At 50.7% G+C, this 21,872-nt stretch carries 21 protein-coding genes; 7 read left to right on the top strand and 14 right to left on the bottom strand.

Translation table 11 applies throughout. The features are described from left to right. Positions 1-140 precede the first annotated feature (140 nt). Positions 141-1,163 (top strand): IS110 family transposase, encoded by a 1,023-nt coding sequence (locus tag V7676_RS16260; RefSeq protein WP_335660661.1) that lies wholly within the window; start codon positions 141-143, stop codon positions 1,161-1,163. A 280-nt stretch (positions 1,164-1,443) separates the two neighbouring features. Here V7676_RS16260 and V7676_RS16255 read toward each other — a convergent pair whose 3' ends face one another. From V7676_RS16255 to V7676_RS16240, 4 genes are all read right to left on the bottom strand, one after another. Next, the gene (locus tag V7676_RS16255) at positions 1,444-1,710 is read right to left on the bottom strand and encodes a hypothetical protein (protein WP_335660660.1); all 267 of its coding nucleotides are present in this window, start codon (positions 1,708-1,710) and stop codon (positions 1,444-1,446) included. Positions 1,711-1,763: 53 nt separating this feature from the next. Then, positions 1,764-2,834, bottom strand: coding sequence for an IS110 family transposase (locus V7676_RS16250; protein ID WP_335660659.1), 1,071 nt, complete (start codon positions 2,832-2,834; stop codon positions 1,764-1,766). Between the two features lie 131 nt (positions 2,835-2,965). After that, a complete protein-coding gene (locus V7676_RS16245; protein WP_335660658.1) occupies positions 2,966-4,633 on the bottom strand; it encodes a SulP family inorganic anion transporter in 1,668 nt (555 codons plus the stop codon). Between the two features lie 5 nt (positions 4,634-4,638). After that, a complete protein-coding gene (locus V7676_RS16240; protein ID WP_335660657.1) occupies positions 4,639-4,959 on the bottom strand; it encodes a helix-turn-helix domain-containing protein in 321 nt (106 codons plus the stop codon). Positions 4,960-5,067: 108 nt separating this feature from the next. On the opposite strand from V7676_RS16240, the gene V7676_RS16235 reads away from it, so the two are divergent. Beyond that, complete coding sequence (locus V7676_RS16235; RefSeq protein ID WP_335660656.1) at positions 5,068-5,235, top strand: hypothetical protein; 168 nt, start codon at positions 5,068-5,070, stop codon at positions 5,233-5,235. Next, positions 5,228-5,761 carry a DUF983 domain-containing protein gene (locus V7676_RS16230; protein ID WP_335660655.1) on the top strand — a complete coding sequence of 178 codons (534 nt, stop codon included), beginning with the start codon at positions 5,228-5,230 and terminating at the stop codon, positions 5,759-5,761. Before V7676_RS16235 ends, V7676_RS16230 begins: the two co-directional genes overlap by 8 nt. 336 nt (positions 5,762-6,097) lie before the next feature. Here the strand turns inward: V7676_RS16230 and V7676_RS16225 are convergent, their stop codons facing one another. The 10 genes from V7676_RS16225 to V7676_RS16180 all read right to left on the bottom strand — a co-directional run bounded on the left by V7676_RS16225 (position 6,098) and on the right by V7676_RS16180 (position 17,245). Continuing rightward, positions 6,098-7,204 (bottom strand): ABC transporter permease, encoded by a 1,107-nt coding sequence (locus V7676_RS16225; protein ID WP_335660654.1) that lies wholly within the window; start codon positions 7,202-7,204, stop codon positions 6,098-6,100. A gap of 5 nt (positions 7,205-7,209) precedes the next feature. Beyond that, positions 7,210-8,355, bottom strand: a complete 1,146-nt coding sequence (locus V7676_RS16220) for an ABC transporter permease (protein ID WP_335660653.1) — start codon at positions 8,353-8,355, stop codon at positions 7,210-7,212. Further along, on the bottom strand, positions 8,352-10,091 hold the full coding sequence (locus tag V7676_RS16215; RefSeq protein ID WP_335660652.1) for an ATP-binding cassette domain-containing protein: 1,740 nt from the start codon (positions 10,089-10,091) through the stop codon (positions 8,352-8,354). The genes V7676_RS16220 and V7676_RS16215 overlap by 4 nt, the downstream gene beginning before the upstream one ends. Next, positions 10,088-11,086, bottom strand: coding sequence for an HlyD family efflux transporter periplasmic adaptor subunit (locus tag V7676_RS16210; protein WP_335660651.1), 999 nt, complete (start codon positions 11,084-11,086; stop codon positions 10,088-10,090). The genes V7676_RS16215 and V7676_RS16210 overlap by 4 nt, the downstream gene beginning before the upstream one ends. A gap of 92 nt (positions 11,087-11,178) precedes the next feature. Then, positions 11,179-11,736 carry a ubiquinol-cytochrome c reductase iron-sulfur subunit gene (gene petA / locus V7676_RS16205; protein ID WP_335660650.1) on the bottom strand — a complete coding sequence of 186 codons (558 nt, stop codon included), beginning with the start codon at positions 11,734-11,736 and terminating at the stop codon, positions 11,179-11,181. Positions 11,737-11,800: 64 nt separating this feature from the next. Beyond that, entirely contained in the window at positions 11,801-12,469 is a 669-nt protein-coding gene (locus tag V7676_RS16200; RefSeq protein WP_335660649.1) for a methyltransferase family protein, read from the bottom strand. Then, the gene (locus V7676_RS16195) at positions 12,469-12,738 is read right to left on the bottom strand and encodes a DUF2933 domain-containing protein (RefSeq protein WP_335660648.1); all 270 of its coding nucleotides are present in this window, start codon (positions 12,736-12,738) and stop codon (positions 12,469-12,471) included. Before V7676_RS16195 ends, V7676_RS16200 begins: the two co-directional genes overlap by 1 nt. A 175-nt stretch (positions 12,739-12,913) precedes the next feature. Next, positions 12,914-14,071: an NAD(P)/FAD-dependent oxidoreductase gene (locus tag V7676_RS16190; RefSeq protein ID WP_335660647.1), complete on the bottom strand. Its 1,158-nt coding sequence runs from the start codon at positions 14,069-14,071 to the stop codon at positions 12,914-12,916. Positions 14,072-14,121: 50 nt separating this feature from the next. Continuing rightward, complete coding sequence (locus tag V7676_RS16185; RefSeq protein WP_335660646.1) at positions 14,122-16,470, bottom strand: heavy metal translocating P-type ATPase; 2,349 nt, start codon at positions 16,468-16,470, stop codon at positions 14,122-14,124. Positions 16,471-16,651: 181 nt separating this feature from the next. Next, on the bottom strand, positions 16,652-17,245 hold the full coding sequence (locus V7676_RS16180) for an RNA polymerase sigma factor (RefSeq protein ID WP_335660645.1): 594 nt from the start codon (positions 17,243-17,245) through the stop codon (positions 16,652-16,654). A 200-nt stretch (positions 17,246-17,445) separates the two neighbouring features. Between V7676_RS16180 and V7676_RS16175 the strand changes: the two genes are divergently transcribed. The 4 genes from V7676_RS16175 to V7676_RS16160 all read left to right on the top strand — a co-directional run bounded on the left by V7676_RS16175 (position 17,446) and on the right by V7676_RS16160 (position 21,842). Beyond that, positions 17,446-18,678, top strand: coding sequence for a cyclopropane-fatty-acyl-phospholipid synthase family protein (locus V7676_RS16175; RefSeq protein ID WP_335660644.1), 1,233 nt, complete (start codon positions 17,446-17,448; stop codon positions 18,676-18,678). Between the two features lie 171 nt (positions 18,679-18,849). Further along, positions 18,850-19,080, top strand: coding sequence for a hypothetical protein (locus tag V7676_RS16170; RefSeq protein WP_066745965.1), 231 nt, complete (start codon positions 18,850-18,852; stop codon positions 19,078-19,080). A gap of 109 nt (positions 19,081-19,189) precedes the next feature. Next, entirely contained in the window at positions 19,190-20,737 is a 1,548-nt protein-coding gene (locus tag V7676_RS16165) for a CYTH and CHAD domain-containing protein (protein ID WP_335660643.1), read from the top strand. A gap of 64 nt (positions 20,738-20,801) precedes the next feature. Then, positions 20,802-21,842, top strand: a complete 1,041-nt coding sequence (locus tag V7676_RS16160) for an inorganic phosphate transporter (RefSeq protein ID WP_335660642.1) — start codon at positions 20,802-20,804, stop codon at positions 21,840-21,842. Positions 21,843-21,872: the final 30 nt, after the last annotated feature.

Genomic DNA, 21,872 nt, shown 5'->3' with positions numbered 1-21,872 from the left:
AGCTAGATTACCCGATGAGTTGTGAATGCCCGCTATTGGAAATTTTCGGCTCATCCCAAAACAACCGCAATTGATGACGTGGACGGCTCTCCATCTACCCTGCATTATGGTGTGCGGGGCAATTTGGAAGGAGAGCAGTTATGGGAACGGTTACGATTATTGGTCTGGATATAGCGAAGTCTGTTTTTCAGGTTCACGGCGTGGATGTGCAAGGCGAGGCTGTTCTTCGGCGGCGCCTGACGCGCGGCCGCTTATTGAAGTTCTTTGCAGGATTGTCGCCTTGCCTGATTGGCATTGAGGCGTGCTCCTCGTCGCATTTCTGGGCTCGTGAACTGGTGGCTTTGGGGCATGAGGTGAAGCTGATGCCCGCTCAGTATGTTAAACCCTATGTGAAGCGCGGCAAAAATGATGCTGCCGATGCCGAGGCGATTTGCGAGGCGGTGACGCGCCCGACTATGCGGTTTGTCGGCATCAAGTCACCCGAGCAGCAAAGCGCGATGATGTTGCACCGGGTGCGTCTGATCTTGAACCGTCAGAGGACACAGCTCTCGAATGCGATGCGGGCTCATCTGGCCGAGTTTGGTATTATCGCTCCTGCTGGCCGCAATGGCCTGGAACGATTGCTCGATGTTATCGCAGACCCTGAAGACATGCGCCTTCCGGCCGAAGCCCGCTTCTGCCTGGGGATGCTGGTGAGCCAGCTGCGGGTGGTCAAGGAACAGATACTGGAGAATGACCGGCGCATATTGGCGCAGGCCCGCGAAACGGACGTGGGCCGCCGCCTTATGGAGATCCCGGGAGTGGGGCCATTACTGGCCAGCGCCTTTGTTGCAACGATCACCGATCCTGCTGTCTTCAAATCGGGCCGGAACCTTGCTGCCTGGATCGGCCTTGTTCCGCGTCAGAACTCAAGTGGGTCTACAATGCGGCTTGGCGGAATCTCCAAGGCAGGCAATCGCTATCTGCGGCAGATGCTCATCGTGGGAGCCATGGCCGTCATCCGTCAGGCCATGCGTTATGGCGACAAGTATCCCTGGCTTTCGCAGCTTCTGGCGCGCCGAAAGGCCAAGGTCGCAGCTGTTGCACTGGCCAACAGAAACGCGCGCACGATATGGGCAATGATGATGAGCGGAGAACACTATCGCAATCCGGTTGCGACATGATATAAGCAGCGCTGAGTAGAGCGCGCTAACGAGGTTGGAAAGGAGCGACAGGAGTTGATGCAAAAAGCCGGTTGAAACCGCCGAAACGGAAAAACCCAAACCGCCCCAGCACTTCGAGTGCGTGCAATTGATCGGGACCCGCTTCGCGCGAAAGGCATTAGGGCCAGCGGCAATATGTGCCGCATAAACAGGTCGGACACATGACCGCTCCAACCAGCAATGCAGACGCACCAGTCAAACCCTCACCAACGGAGAGCCGTCCACACAGGGGCGTTGGCTGTCAGGCTGCTTTTGTTTCGACCCTGCCATGCTGTAATGTCGCAAACTGGGTGGGAACCGGAATGGCATATGTGGACGGCCTCCTTCTTACAAGGGCCTGGAGGGATAATTTGATCGGATCGCTTGCGTGCATATGTCCGGCCTGTTGATGCGTTTGTTTGTAAACGCTGGCCAAGTTGGTTTCCGCGGCGCGTGTTCCAAACAGGTTTGCGGCTTCAGGAGCCACCGCCATTCTCGGAGTGTCACGCGTCATGGATCGATCGATCATACCATCTGTTTCCTTGCAAGTTCACGCATCAGTTCTGCGCGGTCGCTTTCATATTAAGCGCACCGTGGCAGGCTGATCTCTGTGGCTGCAGTTGCCATTGCAGGCGGCGCAGCTTTGTTCTGATAGGTTTCGCCGGTCAGCATGAGCTTCCAAGCGATCCGGGCGATTTTATTGGCCAGCGCAATGGCGACAAGCTTGGGCGGCTTGCGTTCGAGCATATCTTGCATCCATGGGGTGGCGTGTTTGCTTTTGCCGAGCCGGACCTGGAACAGCAGCGATGTTGCTCCTTGCACCAGTGTGCTGCGCAAGACTTCATCTCCCGCACGCGTGATCCTGCCAAGCCTGAGCTTGCCGCCGGTAGAATGATCTCTTGGTGTAAGACCAATCCAGGCAGCAAAATCGCGGCCCGAACGGAACAGGCTTGGTGCGGGCGTTTTCATCAGCAGCATTGATGCCCCAATCGGACCAACGCCAGGATTCTGCGCCAAACGGCGGCTGCATTCGTTGCTGCGATGCCAAGCTAATAGCTTCGCTTCAACGGCTTCAAGTTCGGATTGCAGATGAACATATTCATCTTCCAGCAGCGCGAACATATCACGTGCCAGTGCAGGTATCGCCTCATCGGCAGCAATCTGCTCAAACAGCTTGCTAATATGACATAGACCCCGGCCAACCGTTAGGCCAAATTCTCCAGCATGGCCGCGAATGGCATTGGATAGCTGGGTACGCCTGCGCACCAGGCGATCTCGAACCGTGACCAGCATCAACGCCGCTTGCTGCTCTTCCGTTTTGGTAGGCACGCAGCGCATCGTCGGACGCGACATCGCCTCGCACAACGCTTCGGCATCAGATGCATCATTCTTGCCGCGCTTTACATAGGGCTTCACATGCTGCGGGGAAAGTAACCGCACTTCATGTCCAAATGATTGTAAAAGACGCGACCAATGGTGGGATCCACTACACGCTTCAATCGCTACCACTGTTGCAGGCAGCTTCTCAAAAAACGTCACCATCTGGCTGCGCCTCAGCTTCTTGCGCAAAATAGGCTCCTCAGATCCATTTACGCCATGCAGCTGAAAATATTGCTTTGATGTATCCATACCAATGCGGCTAATCTGTTCCACGGACGGTCTCCTTCGCTTGAGTTGTAACGACTCACTCTGGCACATTGCGATGCCGTACGGAGGCCGTCCACCCCAACAGGTTTGCTGTTAAATATGCAAAAAGCTGTCGAAGCATTCTCAATAGTATTATTTCAATGGATTGTAATGGTCGCAAGGCGTTCTGCCAGTTCCAGAGCGCCCTTATAGTCGTTTTCAAAGAACAGTCCGTCTTCATTGTCGTTCAGTCCAACACGGGTCAGCATTTCTCTCGGTTGCGGTTGGACGGCGGACAAAATTATTTTTGCGCCCGACAGCTTTGCCTGCTCGATAAACTCTTCGATCATTGTGACACCGCTTGCATCGAGCAATGGAACTAGACGCATCCGCAAAATGATGACCTTTGGCTTGCGGCCTATCTTGCGCATCGCATCGAGCAGTTCACCTGCCACACCAAAAAACACAGGCCCATTAATACGAAACACTTCTACATCCTTAGGCAGGTCGTCGCGCTGGCCCAGATCATCTTCGTCAAGATCGCCGTCTTTGCCAATCCCGGTGCCATTCTGAACGCTAACCGTCTCGCTCATTCGCGCCATAAATAACAAGGAGGCGAGCGTAACGCCAACACCAATGGCAACGGTCAAATCAACTAGTACGGTTAATCCAAAGGTCAACAGCAGAACTGCGCGGTCACTGTTGGGCATACGCAGCAGCGCAACGAAGCGATCATATTCACTCATGCCCCATGCCACGACGAACAATATTGCCGCCAGCGCCGCCATCGGCACATAAGCCATCAGGTCCGTGCCAAATAAAATGAACGCCAATATAAAAACAGAATGCATCATGGCGGCAACGGGCGTTTTCCCTCCCGCTTTGATATTAGTGGCCGTCCGCGCAATTGCGCCTGTTGCAGGCAGCCCGCCAAACATCACAGAGCCCAGATTGGCGATACCTTGCCCCATTAGCTCTTGATTGGAACGATGCCGCGTGCCGATCATTCCATCGGCAACCACAGCTGATAGCAGCGCTTCGATGCCAGCCAAAAATGCAATGGTGAAAGCGGACGGCAGTACTTCAGCGACCTTCTCCCATGACACGACAGGCAAGGATGGCATGGGTAGGCCGGAGGGAATATCGGGAAAGCGCGTGCCAATAGTATCGACGGGTAGCTTCAACAGCGCCACCACAATCGACGCCAGTATAATGGCGATCAAAAAGCCGGGAAGCTTTGGAGCAAATTTTCGCAAAGCCATAATGGTAACCAGCGCGCCTACACCGACACCTACTGTCATGACCTGTATGCTGGAAAAAGCGTCAAAATAGGCCTGCCATTTGGGCAGAAAATCAGCAGGGACATTCTGCATCGAAAGTCCGAGAAAATCCTTCACCTGGCTGGACGCAATGATGACCGCGATCCCGGCGGTAAAGCCGGTGACCACCGGATGCGGAATGAATTTAATCAATCGGCCAAGCTCGAACAGCCCGGCTATGAACAGAATGAATCCTGCAATGGCCGTTGCCAGCAGCAAGCCATCATAACCATGTAATGCAATGACGTTGAACACGACTACCACGAAGGCTCCCGTTGGCCCGCCCACCTGAACACGCGACCCGCCAAAAAGTGCAATCAGAAATCCCGCGACAACGGCAGTAATCAACCCCTTGTCGGGAGATGCGCCGCTGGCAATCGCCAAAGCCATTGATAGAGGTAAGGCAACAATCGCAACCGTCAACCCAGCGATGCTGTCAGTCTTGAAGCAGCCGAAATCGTAACCTTCCTGCATGGTGGTGATTATTTTGGGTTCAAATTTTTGCACGGGGTTTAGCCTCGGGTACCGTCTACTTCGGTTTGATCGAAAAGAGCCGAAGCGATATTGCCAGCAGATTTTCCTTCCACATTCTCGCGCAAACGCACTCCGCGGCCGCGGCCCGTGCTCGGCGCATTGTCGCCGATGAGTTCTATGCCCTGAACTTCCAGTGCGCGAATAACTTTTACCAAAGTATCAACCACCCCGCGCACTTGGCCGTCCGATGCTTCCATCCGCTGGATTGTGGGCAATGACAGTCCGGCAAGTCCCGCAAGTTGCCGCTGGTCAATTCCGAGCAAGGCCCGAGCAGCGCGCATTTGCTGTGAAGTAATCATTTATCATCCTTGATATATTAAACATCAAATATCATCTTTATCATATGACTATTAAACTGTATAGGTGCTTTTCATCGTAAGCAATCAATAGCAAAACCGGAGGCCAATATGGTGATCGTCGCAATCATCATTATCTCGATCATACTTATGGCTCTTTTTATCGGAGTTACGATCGTTGGCGGCAAATCTCATGATCGTAATAATGCAATTGCCAAACAGCGGGCGAGCGATATTGATGATAAAACAAGCATCGAGGACGATCAGATTAATGGCTGAATATGACACTATGGTTGATCGCTTCTATCGGGACAAAAATGCCAAATTGGAGGAGCATCAAGAAGAATTAACGCGCCCAATGCCGTGGCAGGAATGGCACCTACCGCAATCCGGGCGGCAGGCCATATGGCGCGGTATGCGCAATCAATGCCCAAGCTGCGGGCGGACGAAATTCTTTCCCAAATTGCTCAAACCCATAGAACATTGTTCTGTTTGCGATCAGGATTGGACACACCAGCAAGCCGACGATTTTCCTGCCTATCTCGCCATAATTTTAACCGGCCACATCATGGCCCCGATCATGATTGCTATCATCAGCAAGACTGACCTGCCACTTTGGGCAAACATGGCGATAATAATCTCTTTGGCGATCATCCTGATCGGTGCGCTTCTCCAGCCCGCAAAGGGAGCTGTCATCGCCGTTCAATGGTGGATGGGTATGCATGATTTTGTGCGACCACCCAAAGCCATTCAAGAACCTTACGAAGGTGATGAAGGTGATGAAGGTGATGAAGGCATCACATAAATGTAAGAGATTTAATCTCAACCCTGAAAAAAAATATGCAGAATCCGCAGCGCGTTCTTTTAACCCCAAAGACTGAACCGCCAATTTACTAAGAAGCATATTATGATGTTCCACCTCTAAGCTTCTTTGAACGGATAAGGCATAATGTTTTGAATGTCTGGTTTCAGGGAGCAAACTCAACGGCGGGAATATCGCAAATTGGGGCGATACCGGAATTGCAGCTTTTATTTAGGGTCCTACCCTGAATCTGTGTCCCAATAATCTACAGAGGCCCAATGAAAAATATCAAACTTGTCATGATACGAAAAAAGGCATCGGGCCAAGCTTTTTTGAATATCAAGAAACGCGCCGCCTGAACAGCCATGCTCCTGAACCAAGCGTTACAAAGGCGATCAGCACCATGGGCCAGCTATGCTGGAACACGACTGCCAATGGCGCGTCCTTAAGAAACACGCCTTTGCAGATAACGATGAAGTGGCGGATAGGATTGGTTTCTGCGACCCATTGCAGAAAATCCGGCATATTTTCTACTGGTGTTGCATAGCCAGAAATCAAAACCGCAGGTACCATGTAAACAAACAAGCCGACTATAGCCTGTTGCTGCGTGGCAGCGAGAGAAGAGATAAACAGGCCGATGCCGATGATGGAGGCTAGATAGATGATCATCGATAGATAAAGCAGCACCAGCGAACCTCTTACCGGAACGTCAAGAACGAGCGTCCCAAGGACTAACATGGCTGTTGCGCTTGTAATAGCGATGAGCAATGCTGGCGCAGTTTTGCCAATGAGTATTTCAAGCGGCTTGAGAGGAGATACCAGTAATTGTTCAAAAGTACCCATTTCGCGTTCTCGCGCAATAGTGAGAGCTGAAATCATAAATCCGACAATGGCGGTCATTACGGCGAAAAGGGAAGGAACTGCTGACCAAATTGGTTTTAGATTTGGGTTAAACCAAATGCGAGAGACGATCTTGGTTGGAGCGCTAAATCCGCGCTCGGCCAACCGTTCGCGATTATAGCTTTCCAATATTTGTGAAACGTAACCGATCAAAATCTGTGCTGTGTTCGAACGCCTACCATCTAGAATAATTTGGATATTTACCTCTTCGCCCGCCGCCAGTTTACGCGAGAAGTCTGGACCAAACTGAATAACCATCGCGGCACTTTTGGATTCTATAGTGGAGATAATTTCAGCTGAACTTTGTAGATATTCAATCTTGCTGAAGGTACTAGAACCTTCCAGCCTGCCTATGAATTCTCGCGATTCAACGCCCATATCTTGATTGTATATCGCAATCGGCACGTTGCTGACATCTTGTGTTATGGCAAAAGCATATATGAGCAACAAAAAGGGAGGGGAGAAGAGAACCACCCAGCGTGTTTTAGGATCGCGCGCGTTGGTCCACAATTCTTTGATGATTAGAGCCAAAATACGGTGCCACATCTACCCTAATCCAACGTCGTTCGTGTCACGCGTGCCGTTATCGCAAAAATTAGCACGGCAAATAGCCCAAGCCCAATGAGATCAGGCCCAATGACGGACCAGATATCGCCGGACAGAAACAAAGTTTGCAGGCTTGAAACGAAATAACGCGCCGGTACGGCATAACTGATCATGCGCAGTGCCCACGGCATGCTATCAATTTCGAATACAAAGTTTGAAAAATAGAAAGCTGGAAGGAACGCGCTCAATATCGACACCTGGGCCGCTACCAGTTGATTGCGGGTTATAGTCGAAATCAAAAGCCCTTGCCCTAGCGAGCAAAGCATGAATACGGATGACGTAAGAAGCAACAGCAAGAATGACCCCCGGAAAGGAACGTCGAAAACCAAAATTGCAGTTATCACCGACAGGACCATCGAACCCAGTCCGAGGAGGAAATAGGGAATGATTTTTCCGATGATGAGTTCAGTGATGCCAACGGGCGTGGCCAATAATGCTTCCATGGTCCCCCGTTCCCATTCGCGCGCAACTACCAGCGCCGTCAACAATGCCCCTATCATCGTCAGCGTGATTGCCACCGACCCCGGGACTAGATAATTTTTGCTGGAGACTTCAGAATTATACCATATTTGCGGTTCAAGACTGGCGAGAGGAGGCCCGGGCGACTGACCGCTGCTGATAGATACCTGCTCAAGCCAGTTCGCCCAGAGGAGCTGTACATAATTGTTAACAAGATAAGCGGTATTGGGATCACTACCATCGACAATGACCTGTATCGGCGCTGTGTCGGCGCGATAAACAACCCGCGCAAAATCTTCTCTTAGTATAATGATTCCATTAAGACGACCGGCGACGAGATCTTGTTCGAAGAAGCGCCGATCACGGCTGGTTTCCACTTGGAAAAATCGTGAATTTTCTAGAGACGCCTTAAAACTTCCTGTTTCAGCCGTTGGTTGTTCGATCACTAAGCCAACATTAAATGATCGGGGGTCAAATGTTACGCCATATCCAAATAGAAACAACAGCAGGAGAGGTAATATGACCGCAATCATTATCGTGCTGGGATCCCGCAAAACTTGAAGAGTTTCCTTCCGGGTTAGCCCGACCATCCGTGTCATGGAGACTGGCAGAGGGAAAAAACGGCGGCTCAAGTCTGTTCTCTCTGGCGGTCGTCTTTTTCCACCAGCGCGATGAAAGCATCTTCTAGTGTCGGCTCTGGAATATCTTCTGAACGTGCACTGGCTTTCAGCTCATCGGGAGCGCCAGCAGCGATCATTCGTCCGCGATAAATTAGCGCCATGCGGTCGCAATATTCAGCTTCTTCCAAAAAATGTGTGGTGACAACGACGGTAACGCCATTTCCGACCATTGCATTAATATGTGACCAAAATTCCCGGCGCGTCAGGGGATCAACGCCGGACGTCGGTTCATCCAAAAACAGCACATCTGGTTCGTGCAAGACGGCACATGCCAAAGCAAGTCTCTGTTTATAACCCAAAGGCAACATGATAGCGTTTGTTTCCAAATAGGAAGCCAGGCCAAAAGTCGAGACGAGTGTTTCGATTGCCTCACGGCGCTTCTTCCCAGTCAGCCCATAGATTCCAGCGAAAAAGTCCATATTTTGGCTCACACTCAGATCACCATATAGTGAAAATTTCTGCGCCATATAACCTAGGCGTGCCCGGGCTTTGCTCGGTGCTTTCTGCAAGTCCATACCGGCAACGCGGGCAAAACCTTCCGAGGGTTTTAGGAGACCGCATAGCATCTTGAAGGTGGTCGATTTGCCCGCTCCATTGGGTCCAATCAGGCCATATATTTCTCCGCGTTTCACTTCGAAACTTATGTTGTCTGTGGCCGTAAAATCACCGAAACGGCGGGTTAGTCCCATTGCTTCAACGGCAATTTCGTTTTGGTGCGCTTTAGTCGATTGTAATTTCAAAAAGGGCGAGGGCTGTTTTTGGCCGCCGCCCATGAGGTCCATGAAAGCATCTTCGAAGCGAGGCGGAGTGGAAGCCATAATTGCGGCTTCGCCGGCCAATAAATCCGATGGTAAAGGGGTTATCGCTCCCTTTGCAGTTACGATACGAATATTTCGTCCCTGAATGACGCCATCTAAAATAGCAGTTTTTTCCAGAGTGCGCGCGAGCACTGACCGCCTGTCTCCCTCTATGTTGCTTAAGAGAAAGGCTCGTCCTTGAACCCGGTCGGTGAGTGCATCCGGCGGACCATCATATATAAGTTTTCCTTCATTGAGTAGCATGACGGAGGCACAGCGTTCAGCCTCGTCCAGATAGGCTGTACTCCAAATCACACCAATACCCTGATCGACCAATTCGTAGACCATTTGCCACAATTCCCGCCTGGACAAAGGATCGACACCAACACTTGGTTCGTCGAGCAATAGCAGGCGAGGCGTTTCGATCAAAGCGCACGCAATCCCAAGTTTCTGTTTCATCCCCCCAGATAAGGCGCCTGCCAAGCGCTTGGTGAAGGGTTTCAGTCCAGTAAACTCCAACAGTCGCTCAAAGGTGGCAGCGCGCTGCGGCCCGGTTACTGACCTTAAATCAGCGTACAAATTGAGATTTTCAAAGACGGTAAGATCGTCATAGAGGCCAAAGCGTTGGGGCATATAGGCGACAACCTCATGAACCGAATTGGGCTCCTTTACAGGATCAAAGCCGCAAACTTCCAGTTTCCCTTCACTCGGCCGCAAAAGACCAGAAATGAGGCGCAGGAGAGTTGTTTTCCCGGCACCATCTGGTCCAACCAGACCAGTCACTCTCCCCGGCCTAATTTGGCTCGTAAGATCAAAAATTGCTGGAATATTGGCATTCTCAAATAGCTTCGAGACGCCGCTTATCGTAACTAGTGCTGTGTCATGCTTCACTGTTTGACCGTGGGTTTGAGAATAACCGTGACGGGCATGCCCTGTTTGAGGCGTGAGCCGGCATCTTCAACAATGATTCTGACACGGTATACCAAACTTGTGCGCAGTTCTGGCGTTTCCACTGTTTTGGGCGTAAATTCAGCAACTGGGGAAATAAATCCGACTTTTCCGGTATAGATTCCGCCGGAATCCGTTTGGACTTCTGCTTTCATTCCTGGTTTGACGCGGTCCAGGTCTGGCTCCGCCAAGAAAGCGCGCACCCAGACCGGCGAAACCAATGATACCGAAACTATTGTTTCACCGGCTCCGATTATCGAACCGGGTTCTCTGACCCTTGTCAATATGCGTCCGCCTGAAGGCGCAATGAGATTGGCATCTTTTAGGCGCCGTTCAGATAGGTTGAGCGCCGCCTGTTCCGCTTTTAGCGCAGCCCGGGCACGTTCAATATCTTCAGAGCGCGGCCCGATGCGCGCCAATTTATATGCCTTGTCCGCAACTTCTTTTGAGGCAGCGGCTCGATCTCTTTCGGTCTGTGCTGTTTCAAGGCCTTGAGGGGAGACAAAATCACGGTCCGCCAAAAACTGCTGACGCTTCAAGGTATTTTCGGCAAGCGAGAGGGAGGCATTCGCTTCGGCTAGTATGGCGGCGGCTTGATCAATTTCCTGTGGACGGGTTCCCGTTTGCAGCGCCGCCAATTGTGCCGCCTGACCGCTTACTCTGGCTTGCGACAAACTCACGTCGTCCTCGTAATCTTGCGGTTCAAGAATGGCTATCAGCTTTCCGGCCTTAACAGTGTCGCCTTCTTCAACATTGACTGCACGAAGCCTGCCGGGAATTTTGAATGCCAGGTTAACTTGGCGGACATCGACATTACCATACAGAATAATATGCCCATCGGTCTGGTGATCGTCTCGGAGCGCATAGTAAACATAAGTCCCAACCGCGAGTAGGATCAAAATAGCTATCAGCGCATATATGCGGTTTCTCGTTATCATGGGCCTATTGTTTTGAACTCCGGTGGAAATTTTATCTGCGGTAAAATCTGAATATATATTTGGTGCGCTTCAAAGCCATGCCGTAAGGCTACTTATCCGATACGGATTTGTGTGCCGCTTAAGAACACATATGGTGGAATATCGAGATTTCTCGGGGCCGGGCCGCGCCGGACACGACCAGACGCATCATAAAGCGAACCGTGACACGGGCAAAACCATCCACCGTATTTCCCCTGCATATCCCCCTCTTTTTGTCCCAGAGGGATGCAGCCAAGATGGGTGCAAACACCGATCATAATTAGCCACTCGGTCTGCAGCACGCGCGAACTATCGCTTGCGGGATCGATCAGCGCTGGATTGGCATCGTCGGCGCGCGCGCGGGTAATATCGTTTGCGGTGCGCCTTACTATGAATATTGGCTGATTACGCCAGCTGACAGTTATTCGCTGCCCAGGTTCGATTGATGAAAGGTCTACTTCAATCACAGCAACCGCCAGCACGTCTGCTGATGGGTTCATGCTGTCAACAAGAGGTATGGCCGATGCTGCAAGGCCCACGGCGGCAAAAGATACTGGCGCAATATGGATAAAGTCTCTCCGCCTGATACCAGCTGGATCTAAATTTGTCTTTTTTTCGGCAAAGGTCTCCATCACAGCCTCTCTGGACTATTCTCAGCATTGTGATGTGCCGCTGATGTGCCCTTGCCAACTTGGCTCATGATCCATCCTGACTGACGAGAACTGTCGCTGATTTACTGCCCCATCGCGGAATAAAGCGGGGGACCTGCGCTGCGTAGCTGCGGTAAACATCTCCCAACTGTGCTTCGACTTCGCGTTCTTCTTTAAGTGCGAGCCGCCAGTACATGATCAGCAAAACGGGAAACATTGCCAGCGTCAGCAGGGTTGGCCATTGGAATAGAAATCCAATCATGATCATCACAAAACCGACATATTGCGGATGTCTTACCCGCGCGTAGGGCCCCGTTTGTGCCAGTTCGCCGCTATGCTGAGCTTTGTAAAGAACGCGCCAAGCTGCGGAGAGCAAATAGAATCCGCCGCCGATGAAGATAAAACTCAAGAGGTGAAAAGGTCCAAGGTGAGGGTTGGCTTCCCATCCGAAAATCATTTCCAGCAAATGCCCGCCATCATGCGCGAACCAGTCAATATTGGGGTAGTTGGATTGCAACCAGCCAGCGAGGAAGTAAATGGTCAAAGGGAAACCATACATTTCCGTAAAAAGAGCAACAATAAATGCGCTAAAGGCCCCAAACGAACGCCAATCTCGCTTTGTTCGGGGTTTGAAAAAACTAAATGCAAAGATGATGAAGATAGCCGAGTTGAAGACGACCAGAAACCATAGACCATAGGCAGACATATCCATCATTATTCCCCTATTTTGTCGGGCATTGATCCTTGATCAGGCTCGCCGCGCTTGGAACCATGCCCACCATGCCCACCATGCCCAGCGTGCATGAAACTGTGCATGACAACACAGACAAGCAGCAGGCCGCCAAGCAGCAGATAGTCGCCAGGGATATGGGCCTGATGCTCAAAATATAGGGCAAAGGCAGCTATTGCCAAAAACCCATAAAATATAAATTTTACGCGGGAGTTGGATGGCTGCGACGCGGATGACTTGTGTTGGTATTGCATGATATGTTTCTTCCGTTTTCGTAATCGCATGAGCGCGGCGTTTTAAAAAATCGCCGCTTAAAGATTGCTTATGGGAATAGACGTTTGAAAACGCGCTGCGTTACAGTCGACAACTCAAATTCGGCAACTTTGGACAGCTGCGGCTCTTGAAATTTGTGCGCGGCCGACAGAATATTTAGATCGCGTGACCCACTCCATGCTCACACCAGACACATTGGCATGCAATATGATCACAGCCTGGGTCATGAAGCGGGCGGCGAAATTGCCGCCGTGCAAGCGGAAATATGATTTTCGTCAGTAAGGAGGGTTGATACAGACGATGCAGCCTTGCAGAGGCGTCCGATCGGCTGATATCCTGTAGCGCCAATCGTGCCCCTCGGTCACCGGCGGCATTGTACAAAAAACGGTTGCTGATGCCGGTTTTAAGCAATGGCAGGAGTTGCGCGCGCCACAAACCAGTGTAATCAGAGCCATCAATCAAGCTTTGGGCCGCCAAAATGCCCGAACGCAAGGCGTATCGCATTCCAAAGCCTGCAAGCATATCCTGAAAGCCGGCTTGTTCGCCAATCAGCGGATGGCCGCCTTGCATCGCTGTGTTGGGAATACGGAAATTTCCAAACCCACCGAACGGACGCGGAGAGTTCATTTTTAGGCCGGTTTTGTCTTCGAAAAACTTTACAGAGCGGGCCACGTGCATCGCCTGGTTCTTGAAGCCGCTGAACATGCAGCTTGCTAGCGTACCACGGCCATTGTGGATCAGCAAATAAGCATAGCCACGGGGCGCAAGCCTGTTATCAAAAGCAATATGATTGCTGTCGGCCTCACCGGTTTCGAATATATAACCCGCTGCAATTGCATCGGCTGATCTAGGTCCGATCGCCGAGATTGCAGGCCCGTCGATGCTCACCGCGCGGTCACCAAAACGAATTTCCACACCGGCTGAAATAGCTTGATCGAGCAGGCCTTGTTCCAGACTGCCCGTCTGACCTCCACGCTGTACGAGATAATATAACGGCCGATCACCGATTATCGGGTAATCTTTACCGCGATAATCATAGGCTGTACCTTGAAAGACGGGGTGAGCGTTGAAACTTGTTTCGATACCCGCTTCGTTCAGTTCTTCCAGCGCATCGCGCTTGCCGCTCCAGTTTTCAATACCTTGGTAATCGCCGTGAAACCGGCTTCCAACGGTCTTGTGCCATTCATGCACTACCACTTTGCGTCCGGCCCGCGCGAGCAGAATGGCACAAGCTAGACCTGCCGGACCGGCACCGACAATAGCAATCGGCTCGCTTCGTGATTTCAAGCTATTCGATAGAAGGTTTTCAGCCATGTCAGTGAATTTCTCCTTCGGCGGTCTAGCTTGGCTTAGGCCCCATAAATCTATGCGGGCACCGGTGCTGCATGGATACCCTCCAGACGGGTCCGTTTCAGCAATAATGCATTGACGGCGACCAAGGCAGAACTGCCTGACATGGCAAGCGCTGCAACCTCCGGACTTATGATGAAAGGATAAAGAACGCCGGCTGCCATCGGAAACGCTATGACGTTATAGGCGACGGCCCAGAATAGATTTTGATGCATTTTCCGCAATGTTGCGCGCGATAATTCAATCGCGCCCAGAACATCATAAGGGTCACTTTTCATGAGCACGACATCGGCGCTTTCGATCGCGACGTCTGTGCCAGCACCAATGGCAAATCCGACATCAGCCTGGGTTAGGGCAGGGGCGTCATTGACGCCGTCCCCTACCATGCCGACCTTTTTGCCTTGATCCTGCAGTTCTTTGATTTTTTCAGCTTTTTGTCCTGGCAAAACGTCGGCTAGGACGGTGGTAATTCCAAGACCAGAGGCGATCCGCTCTGCGGTTTCTTGGTTATCGCCTGTGAGCATGGCGACTTCGACACCCCGCTTGCTTAGCATTTTGACCATGGCAGCGGCTGTCGGACGCGGCGCGTCGGAAATTGCGATGAGGCCAGTTAGCTTGCCGCCCTTGGCAATGTGAACAACAGTCTGGCCGGCTGCTTGCAATCGCGCCGCTTCGGCTTTGAGTTCACTCATCGAAACGTCACGCTCATCCATGAGCCTTCGGTTGCCGAGAAGAATCTCTTCGCCGTCAAGCTCGGCGCGCGCGCCTTTACCTTCGATATTTTCGAAAGCTGCCAATTTTTGCTTTGGCAGATCACCAGCGCGCTTCATTATGGCCTGCGCCAGGGGATGATCAGAACCTTGCTCGACAGTTGCCGCCATCGCAAGTACCTCATCGATGGACACTTCAGAAGATGTAACAACCTCGACCACTTCGGGAGCGCCCATCGTCAATGTTCCGGTTTTATCAAAGACGATGATATCGAGTTTTGTGGCGTCCTCGAGCGCGCTGGCGTTTTTGAAAAGAATACCGTTCATCGCACCCAGCCCTGTGCCAACCATAACGGCCATGGGCGTTGCGAGACCAAGAGCGTCAGGGCAGGCGATTACAAAGACAGTAATGGTCAATGTCAAAGCGAACAAAAGAGGTTGCCCGAGCCACCAAAACCAGACGGCAAAGGTTGCAAGACCGATAACAACAGCGATCAGGACCAGCCACTGGGAGGCTTTGTCGGCTAGCAGCTGGGATGGGGCCTTTGAATTTTGGGCTTCCTGAACCAGTTTGACGATTTGCGCGAGCGCGGTATCTGCACCAACCTTGGTCGCGCGATATTGGAAGCTACCGCTTTTGTTGATCGTTGCGCCAAAGACATTGTCTCCCGGCTTCTTGTTGACGGGCATGGATTCGCCGGTCAACATTGATTCATCGACGAGCGTTTCGCCCTCCAGAATTTCTCCATCTACCGGAATTTTATTACCTGGCCGAATGACCACTATGTCGTCCTTGAGAACTTCGGCCGTTGATATTTCTATTTCCTTGCCGTCGCGCAATACGGTAGCTTTCGGCGGCGCTAAGTCCATTAGCGAACGAATAGCGTTGGATGCGCCTGCGCGTGCCCGCATTTCGAGCCAGTGTCCCAGCAGAATGAAAACCAGAAGCACTGCTACTGCCTCAAAAAACTGCACCCCAGGGAAAAAGAATGTTGATCCGACACTGAAAAAATATCCGGTTCCGACAGACAAGACGACGAGCACCGCCATATTAAGCACACCGTTACGAAGCGCGCGCCAGGCGGCGATAAAGAACGGCCAGCTAGGGTAAACAATCGCTGCGCTGCCAAGGAAAAATAGCCAAAGATCCAGGCGCAGCCCGAAAGGCGGTGCTGGCGGAGTAAACAGTCCGCCCATTGGCGAATAAATGAAAATGGGAATAGCAAATATCAGCGCAATCCAGAAGCGATTGCGCATGTCTTTTACCATTTCGGCCATGTCCATACCGCCGCCATGACCCATTTCATGAGCGGTATGATCGGTTGCGGCCTGCTTGTCATCTTTGCCCAGCTCAGCGGCTTTTTTACCATGACCCTTGTGTTTCGTATGATCAGCAGCGCCGGTCTTTGATTGTTCTTTTTCGCATAGATGCTTTGGCAACAGTTCTCCGCCGCAGTGATAGCCGCATTCGGCAATTTTTGTTTCGATTTCTACCAGCCCTATTTCTTTTTCATCGAAAGTTACGGTGGCGCTGCCGCTGGCATAATTTACGGATGCTTTTTCTATTCCCCTTAACTTGGAAAGCTGTTTTTCAACGCCCTGTGAACTTAATGGTGAAAGCAACCCGGAGACTTCAATTACAGCGGTCCGCATTATGTATCCCTCTTTGATTTTTCATCTTTTTGGCGGTTCATTGCCAAACGACAGCATAATCTTCAATATCAACTAGTCGACAGATCGCGGTTGGAAAGATTGCGCCCAACAGCGATACTCAAACTAACAGCAAGATAGACGGACTGGGATGCGCTTCGTTACAGTCGAATGATATTGAGGCTCAATCGAGGGGAGCTGCGTGGGTCGCGTGCGAACAATCGCAATTGAGAAACCCATGCACAGGACAGGTTTCACATGTTTCTTTCAATCGATCGCGCAGCGCGTGACGCGCGCGGTGCAGGCGTACCCGCAAATTACTTTCACTGATATCCAGGGAGGCGGATACACTCTCGCGGGCTTCGCCAACGATATCAATACGCCAGAGAATATCGGCATAATCGGATTTCAAGGTCGGGAGGAGTTGATACAGACAAATGCAAATCATGCGATCCAATTCATGTTCTGCTTCTTCGCTATCCATCAGCTTCTCAAAGTTTGCATATTCCTTTTCAATGACGCGTCGTTTGCCCTGAGTACGATAGTAGTCGATCAAGGTTGTATGGAGCACTTTGCGCATCCATCCTCTTAATTTTTCGCTGTCTCGTACATCATCAATGCGATCCAAAACCCTGACATAGAAATTTTGCAGCACGTCCGCTGCTTCGTCTCTATTTCCAAGCTTATAGACCAAAAACCGAAGGAACTCCGCTTGAACCTCGGCCATGACCTTATGCACAGAATAATCCTCCCCCGATTCTTTGTCTTCAGATGCCATATTCACTCCCGGCAAGCAGCGCTTGGGCCGCTCCGTACCTGTATATCGTCATGTCTACAATGTTTAGTGGACCCGATTACCTGGTAGTTGTCAAACTGTAACAAACCCACTTCGTTGCCGTCCCTCACATTGACGCAAGATATTTAAAACGGGCCAAAAAGCCCTGTCTTGCAATCACAGACAGATAGTGAGGACAGCAAATGTGGACATATCTTCTATCAAAATTTCTTTCCGGTTTCATAAAAAACGGTGCCCTGCGTGTAGTCTTTCCGGACGGAAAGGAACAGCAATATGGCCCAGATTGTAAAAATCCAATAAGTATCAAAATACATTCGCGCAGTCTGCCCAGAAAGCTATTTCTCAACCCCGAGCTTATTTTGGGCGAGGCCTATATGGACGGTTCGCTGACCGTAGCAAATGACGATCTTTATGGATTGCTGGAGTTGTTGATCAACAACCAAGCATTGCAACGCCCAAGCTGGTTTTCTCGCAAAGTTACCCTTTATCGGCAATTTCATCGATATTTCGCTCAACATAATCCGTTGACCATAGCCCGCAACAATGTGGCGCATCATTATGATCTTTCGAAAGATTTTTATCGGCTCTTTCTGGACGATGACATGCAATATTCCTGCGCATATTTTGTCGGTCCCGATGACAGCCTGGAAACGGCACAGAAAAACAAGAAAAATCATATTGCTGCCAAGCTAATGCTTGAGCCGGGTCATCATGTTTTGGATATCGGGTGCGGTTGGGGCGGGTTAGGCCTTCATCTGGTCAAAGAGCACGGCGCGCATGTAACCGGGGTTACGCTGTCATGTGAGCAACACAATGTTGCCCTTGAGAGGGCAGAAAAATTGCAGACAAGTGCCCGCGCAGAATTTCGTTTGCAAGATTATCGAGAGGTCACCGAAACCTTTGATCGCATAGTGTCGGTCGGTATGTTCGAACATGTCGGCATACCCCACTATTCGGAGTTTTTTTCCAAGTTACATGGCAGTCTAGCGGACGATGGGATCGCGCTCCTGCATTTTATTGGTCGAGCCGATGGCCCGAGCGCGACAAATCCTTGGATTGCAAAATATATATTTCCTGGAGGATATTCTCCGGCTCTTTCCGAAGTAATGGCTGCTGCCGAACGCTCCGGCCTATATGTTACAGATGTCGAAGTTTTACGCCTCCATTATGCCGAGACACTCAAAGCATGGCGCGACAGATTCGAACAAAAAATCGATGAGGTTCGCAAAATATATGATGAACGGTTCTGCCGTATGTGGCGGTTTTACCTTGTCGTCAGCGAGCTCGCGTTCAGACAAAATGGGCATGTGGTCTTTCAGGTTCAATTGGCCAAAAAGCAGGACGCTGTCCCGCTTACACGCGACTATCTCGTTCCTTCGCAACCGCAGGACAGATATTCAAGGCGTGCTGCATGATCCGGGAGTTTGGTAGGAAGGCATGAGGCACATTTAACATAGTGTAACAAATCATTGTTTGCCACGTCCTTATAATTGAACCCAACAGACCGTTCTCGATGTCGAGGAACGCCGCTAGTTTGAGACATCACCATGTATCCAGTCACTTAGGAAAATTTTGGAGAATTTCAGATGAACGATGCCGAAAATGATAATGCAGACAAAGAGATTATCACGATGTACGCCCCAATATTCCGGCAGAAGCTTGCCAGGCTGGAAGCGCATGGCCAGCAAGACACTACCGAGGCCGATGAATTGCGCACAGTATTATCACGGATTGATCGTGCACAAACCTTCGCTGAGCGTGAACCGACGATAATCCGTCATGAGACTAACCGTCACCGAGAACATCAAGCTGCCTGACTCTGACTGGGCGGAGTAACCCAAGCATTAGTTGCGTTGGCCTGCAATTTAACTAGCGACCGCGGAATCCCGAAGAACCTCTTTACCGCAAAGGAAAGAACCAGTGTCAATGAACAATGAAATGGAATTAAAAGGGGTATTCAAGGCCGAACAGCTGGAGCAGTTAAAACGTCTTTCTGCCATTACCGATCTGGCAGTCAATAAGGCAGTTTCTCGCGTTCTGACAACGACATATTTTGATACGCCCGATCATGCCCTTCACAAGCACGGCTATTCATTGCGTGTTCGCAAAATCGGCAAGACTTATACCCAGTGCCTGAAACGGCAAAGCGAACCTTTGGGTGCCATTATAGGGAGAATAGAATGGGACGCTGAATTGCCGGATCAAATCCCACAAATTGACCTTCTTGAAAACAAGAAAATCCGGACCAAGTTAAAACGGTTGACGGGATATAATCTACAAGCTGTTTTCCAATCCGTTGTTAGACGGCAGTCCCGTAAACTCAAATTTGATGATGGTACGACAGTGTCGCTCGACATCGATGTGGGCGAAGTCACCGCAGGTGATGCAGTCCAACCAATTTGTGAATTAGAGCTTGAACTTTTGAGCGGTTCAGCCGCTCACATATTTGAACTTGCGGCAACTATTAATCAGACAGTCCCATTTCGGATCAGCACTGTTAGCAAAGCAGCGCGCGGCTATTCATTGTTATCGAAGGAAGAGCCACGCGCTCAAAAATGGCGGCAGTCTAAGCTGTTGAAGAACTTCACTGGAGAACAGGCCTTTGTCGACAATCTTCAACAGGCAATCAGCTATCTCCAAGCCAATGAAGCGTCGGTTCTCCTGGACGATGCTAAGGGCATTCATCAAATGCGTGTTGCCTTGCGGCGTTTGCGTGCAGGCTTGGAGATTTTCCAGGCCAATATTGCACAAGAAAAATATGATTGGATTGTGAGCGAAGCAAAGTGGCTTAGGGATGAGCTGTCAGCAGCGCGCAGCTGGGATGTTTTTATCGATGAGTTCGTGACACCGGTCGCCAAACTTTCCGAACCGGCCACCAGATTTGAACTGCTTTTGTCGGCTGCCGAGAAAGAAAGAGTTCTTCATCGCAAACAAGCCCGCAGCGCAGTCAATTCCGCGCGCTATACGAAGTTTATTCTAGAGCTTAGTACATTGCTTTATAATGACAACTGGCCGGATAGCGCAGCCTCTTCTAAAACAATGGACCTGTCAGAGCCGGCCAGAAAGTTTTGCGCAAAGCAACTCAAAAAACAGAATAAGCTTGTGCGAGAAAAGTGTAAAAAGCTTGAGAAAATGTCTAAGGAAGAACGGCATAAGCTAAGATTAACTGTTAAGAAACTGCGCTATACCGTAGATTTTTCTGCTAATATTTATCCAGATAAGCAAGTTCTGAAATTTCAGAAAACGCTTAGTCCCATTCAAAGTCGGATGGGTTATTTGAATGATGTCCTGGCTGCGGAACTGCTCGTCGAGAAAATGCTGAGTGCGGAACCCGATGCTGCCACGCCAGCATGGTTTTATACCGCTGGCATTGTCATCGGATGGCACCAACGCGAAGCTAAATTTACCGAAAAAAAGCTCTTCAAGGATGTAAACCGGTTCCTCGATACCAAAGCTTTCTGGGATAGAAAATGATACCGGTGCAGAATCGGAACGCGAGGGCAGGCCGGTTCAAACGATATCAAAATGAGGCTCCGCTATGAGCGGTGTGATGGTCCTTGTCATCCTGGGCGTCTTCATTGCTCTGTTGTTTGACTATTCGAACGGAATGCAAGACGCTGCCAACATGTTGGCTACGGCAATTGCCTCGCATGCAATGACCCCAATACAGGCAATTATTCTAGTGTCCTCGTTCACTTTTCTTGGACCTATCATTGGAGGAACTGCGGTGGCCAATACGATCGGTAGTTTTGTTGATGTTTCCGATCTGGGGAATATTTTTTCACTGACTGTCATATTATCAGGTCTGGGCGGCGCGATCATCTGGAATTTTCTAACCTGGTGGTTTGGACTTCCCGTCTCCTCTTCCCAAGCTCTTGTGGGAGGTCTCGTAGGGGTGGTAATTGTCGCTGCGGGTCCAGGCCATGTCGTCTGGGGTTTTGAGCTAACTGACGGCTTTCATCTCAAGGGTGTCGCCAAGATAGTGGGAGCTTTGTTTCTTTCACCCATTCTGGGGTTTTTCCTGGGCGGCCTATTACACCGCATCATGGTCTTCGCCTTGCGGGCCGCCAAGCCATCGGCCAATAAATATCTTCGCGCCTTTCAATGGCTGACAACGGCGGCTCTGGCGTTTTCTCATGGAACAAATGATGCCCAGAAAGGCATGGGTGTGATTGCCATGATCCTAGTCCTGGGCGGCATCAGCGGGCAGTTCTATGTGCCGTTTTGGGTTATTTTGGCGAGCGCAACAGCGATCACAATAGGCACGCTGACAGGCGGTTGGCGCATTGTGCGAACATTGGGTTTCGGGATCTACAAAGTTCGGCCAATCCACGCGTTGGATGCACAATTGACGTCAGCTGGCGTGATTTTGGCGGCATCTGCTCTCGGAGCGCCTGTTTCCACCACCCAGGTGGTCAGCACAGCGATTATGGGCGTTGGCACATCAGAGCGGCCGAAGTCAGTTCACTGGGGCACTGCAAAGCATATCTTCGGGACATGGTTGATCACGATACCTGGCGCTGCGAGCGTTTCCATTGCCATTTACGGATTGATCCAATTGGCTGGAAAGTTTTTTTGATGGAAAACCATATATGGCAGGCTCCCAAAT

The organism is Parasphingorhabdus sp., from assembly GCF_036963805.1.
Lineage (GTDB): Bacteria > Pseudomonadota > Alphaproteobacteria > Sphingomonadales > Sphingomonadaceae > Parasphingorhabdus.
Note: the sequence above shows the minus strand (reverse complement) of the source record. Positions and strands in the feature narration are given on the sequence as shown.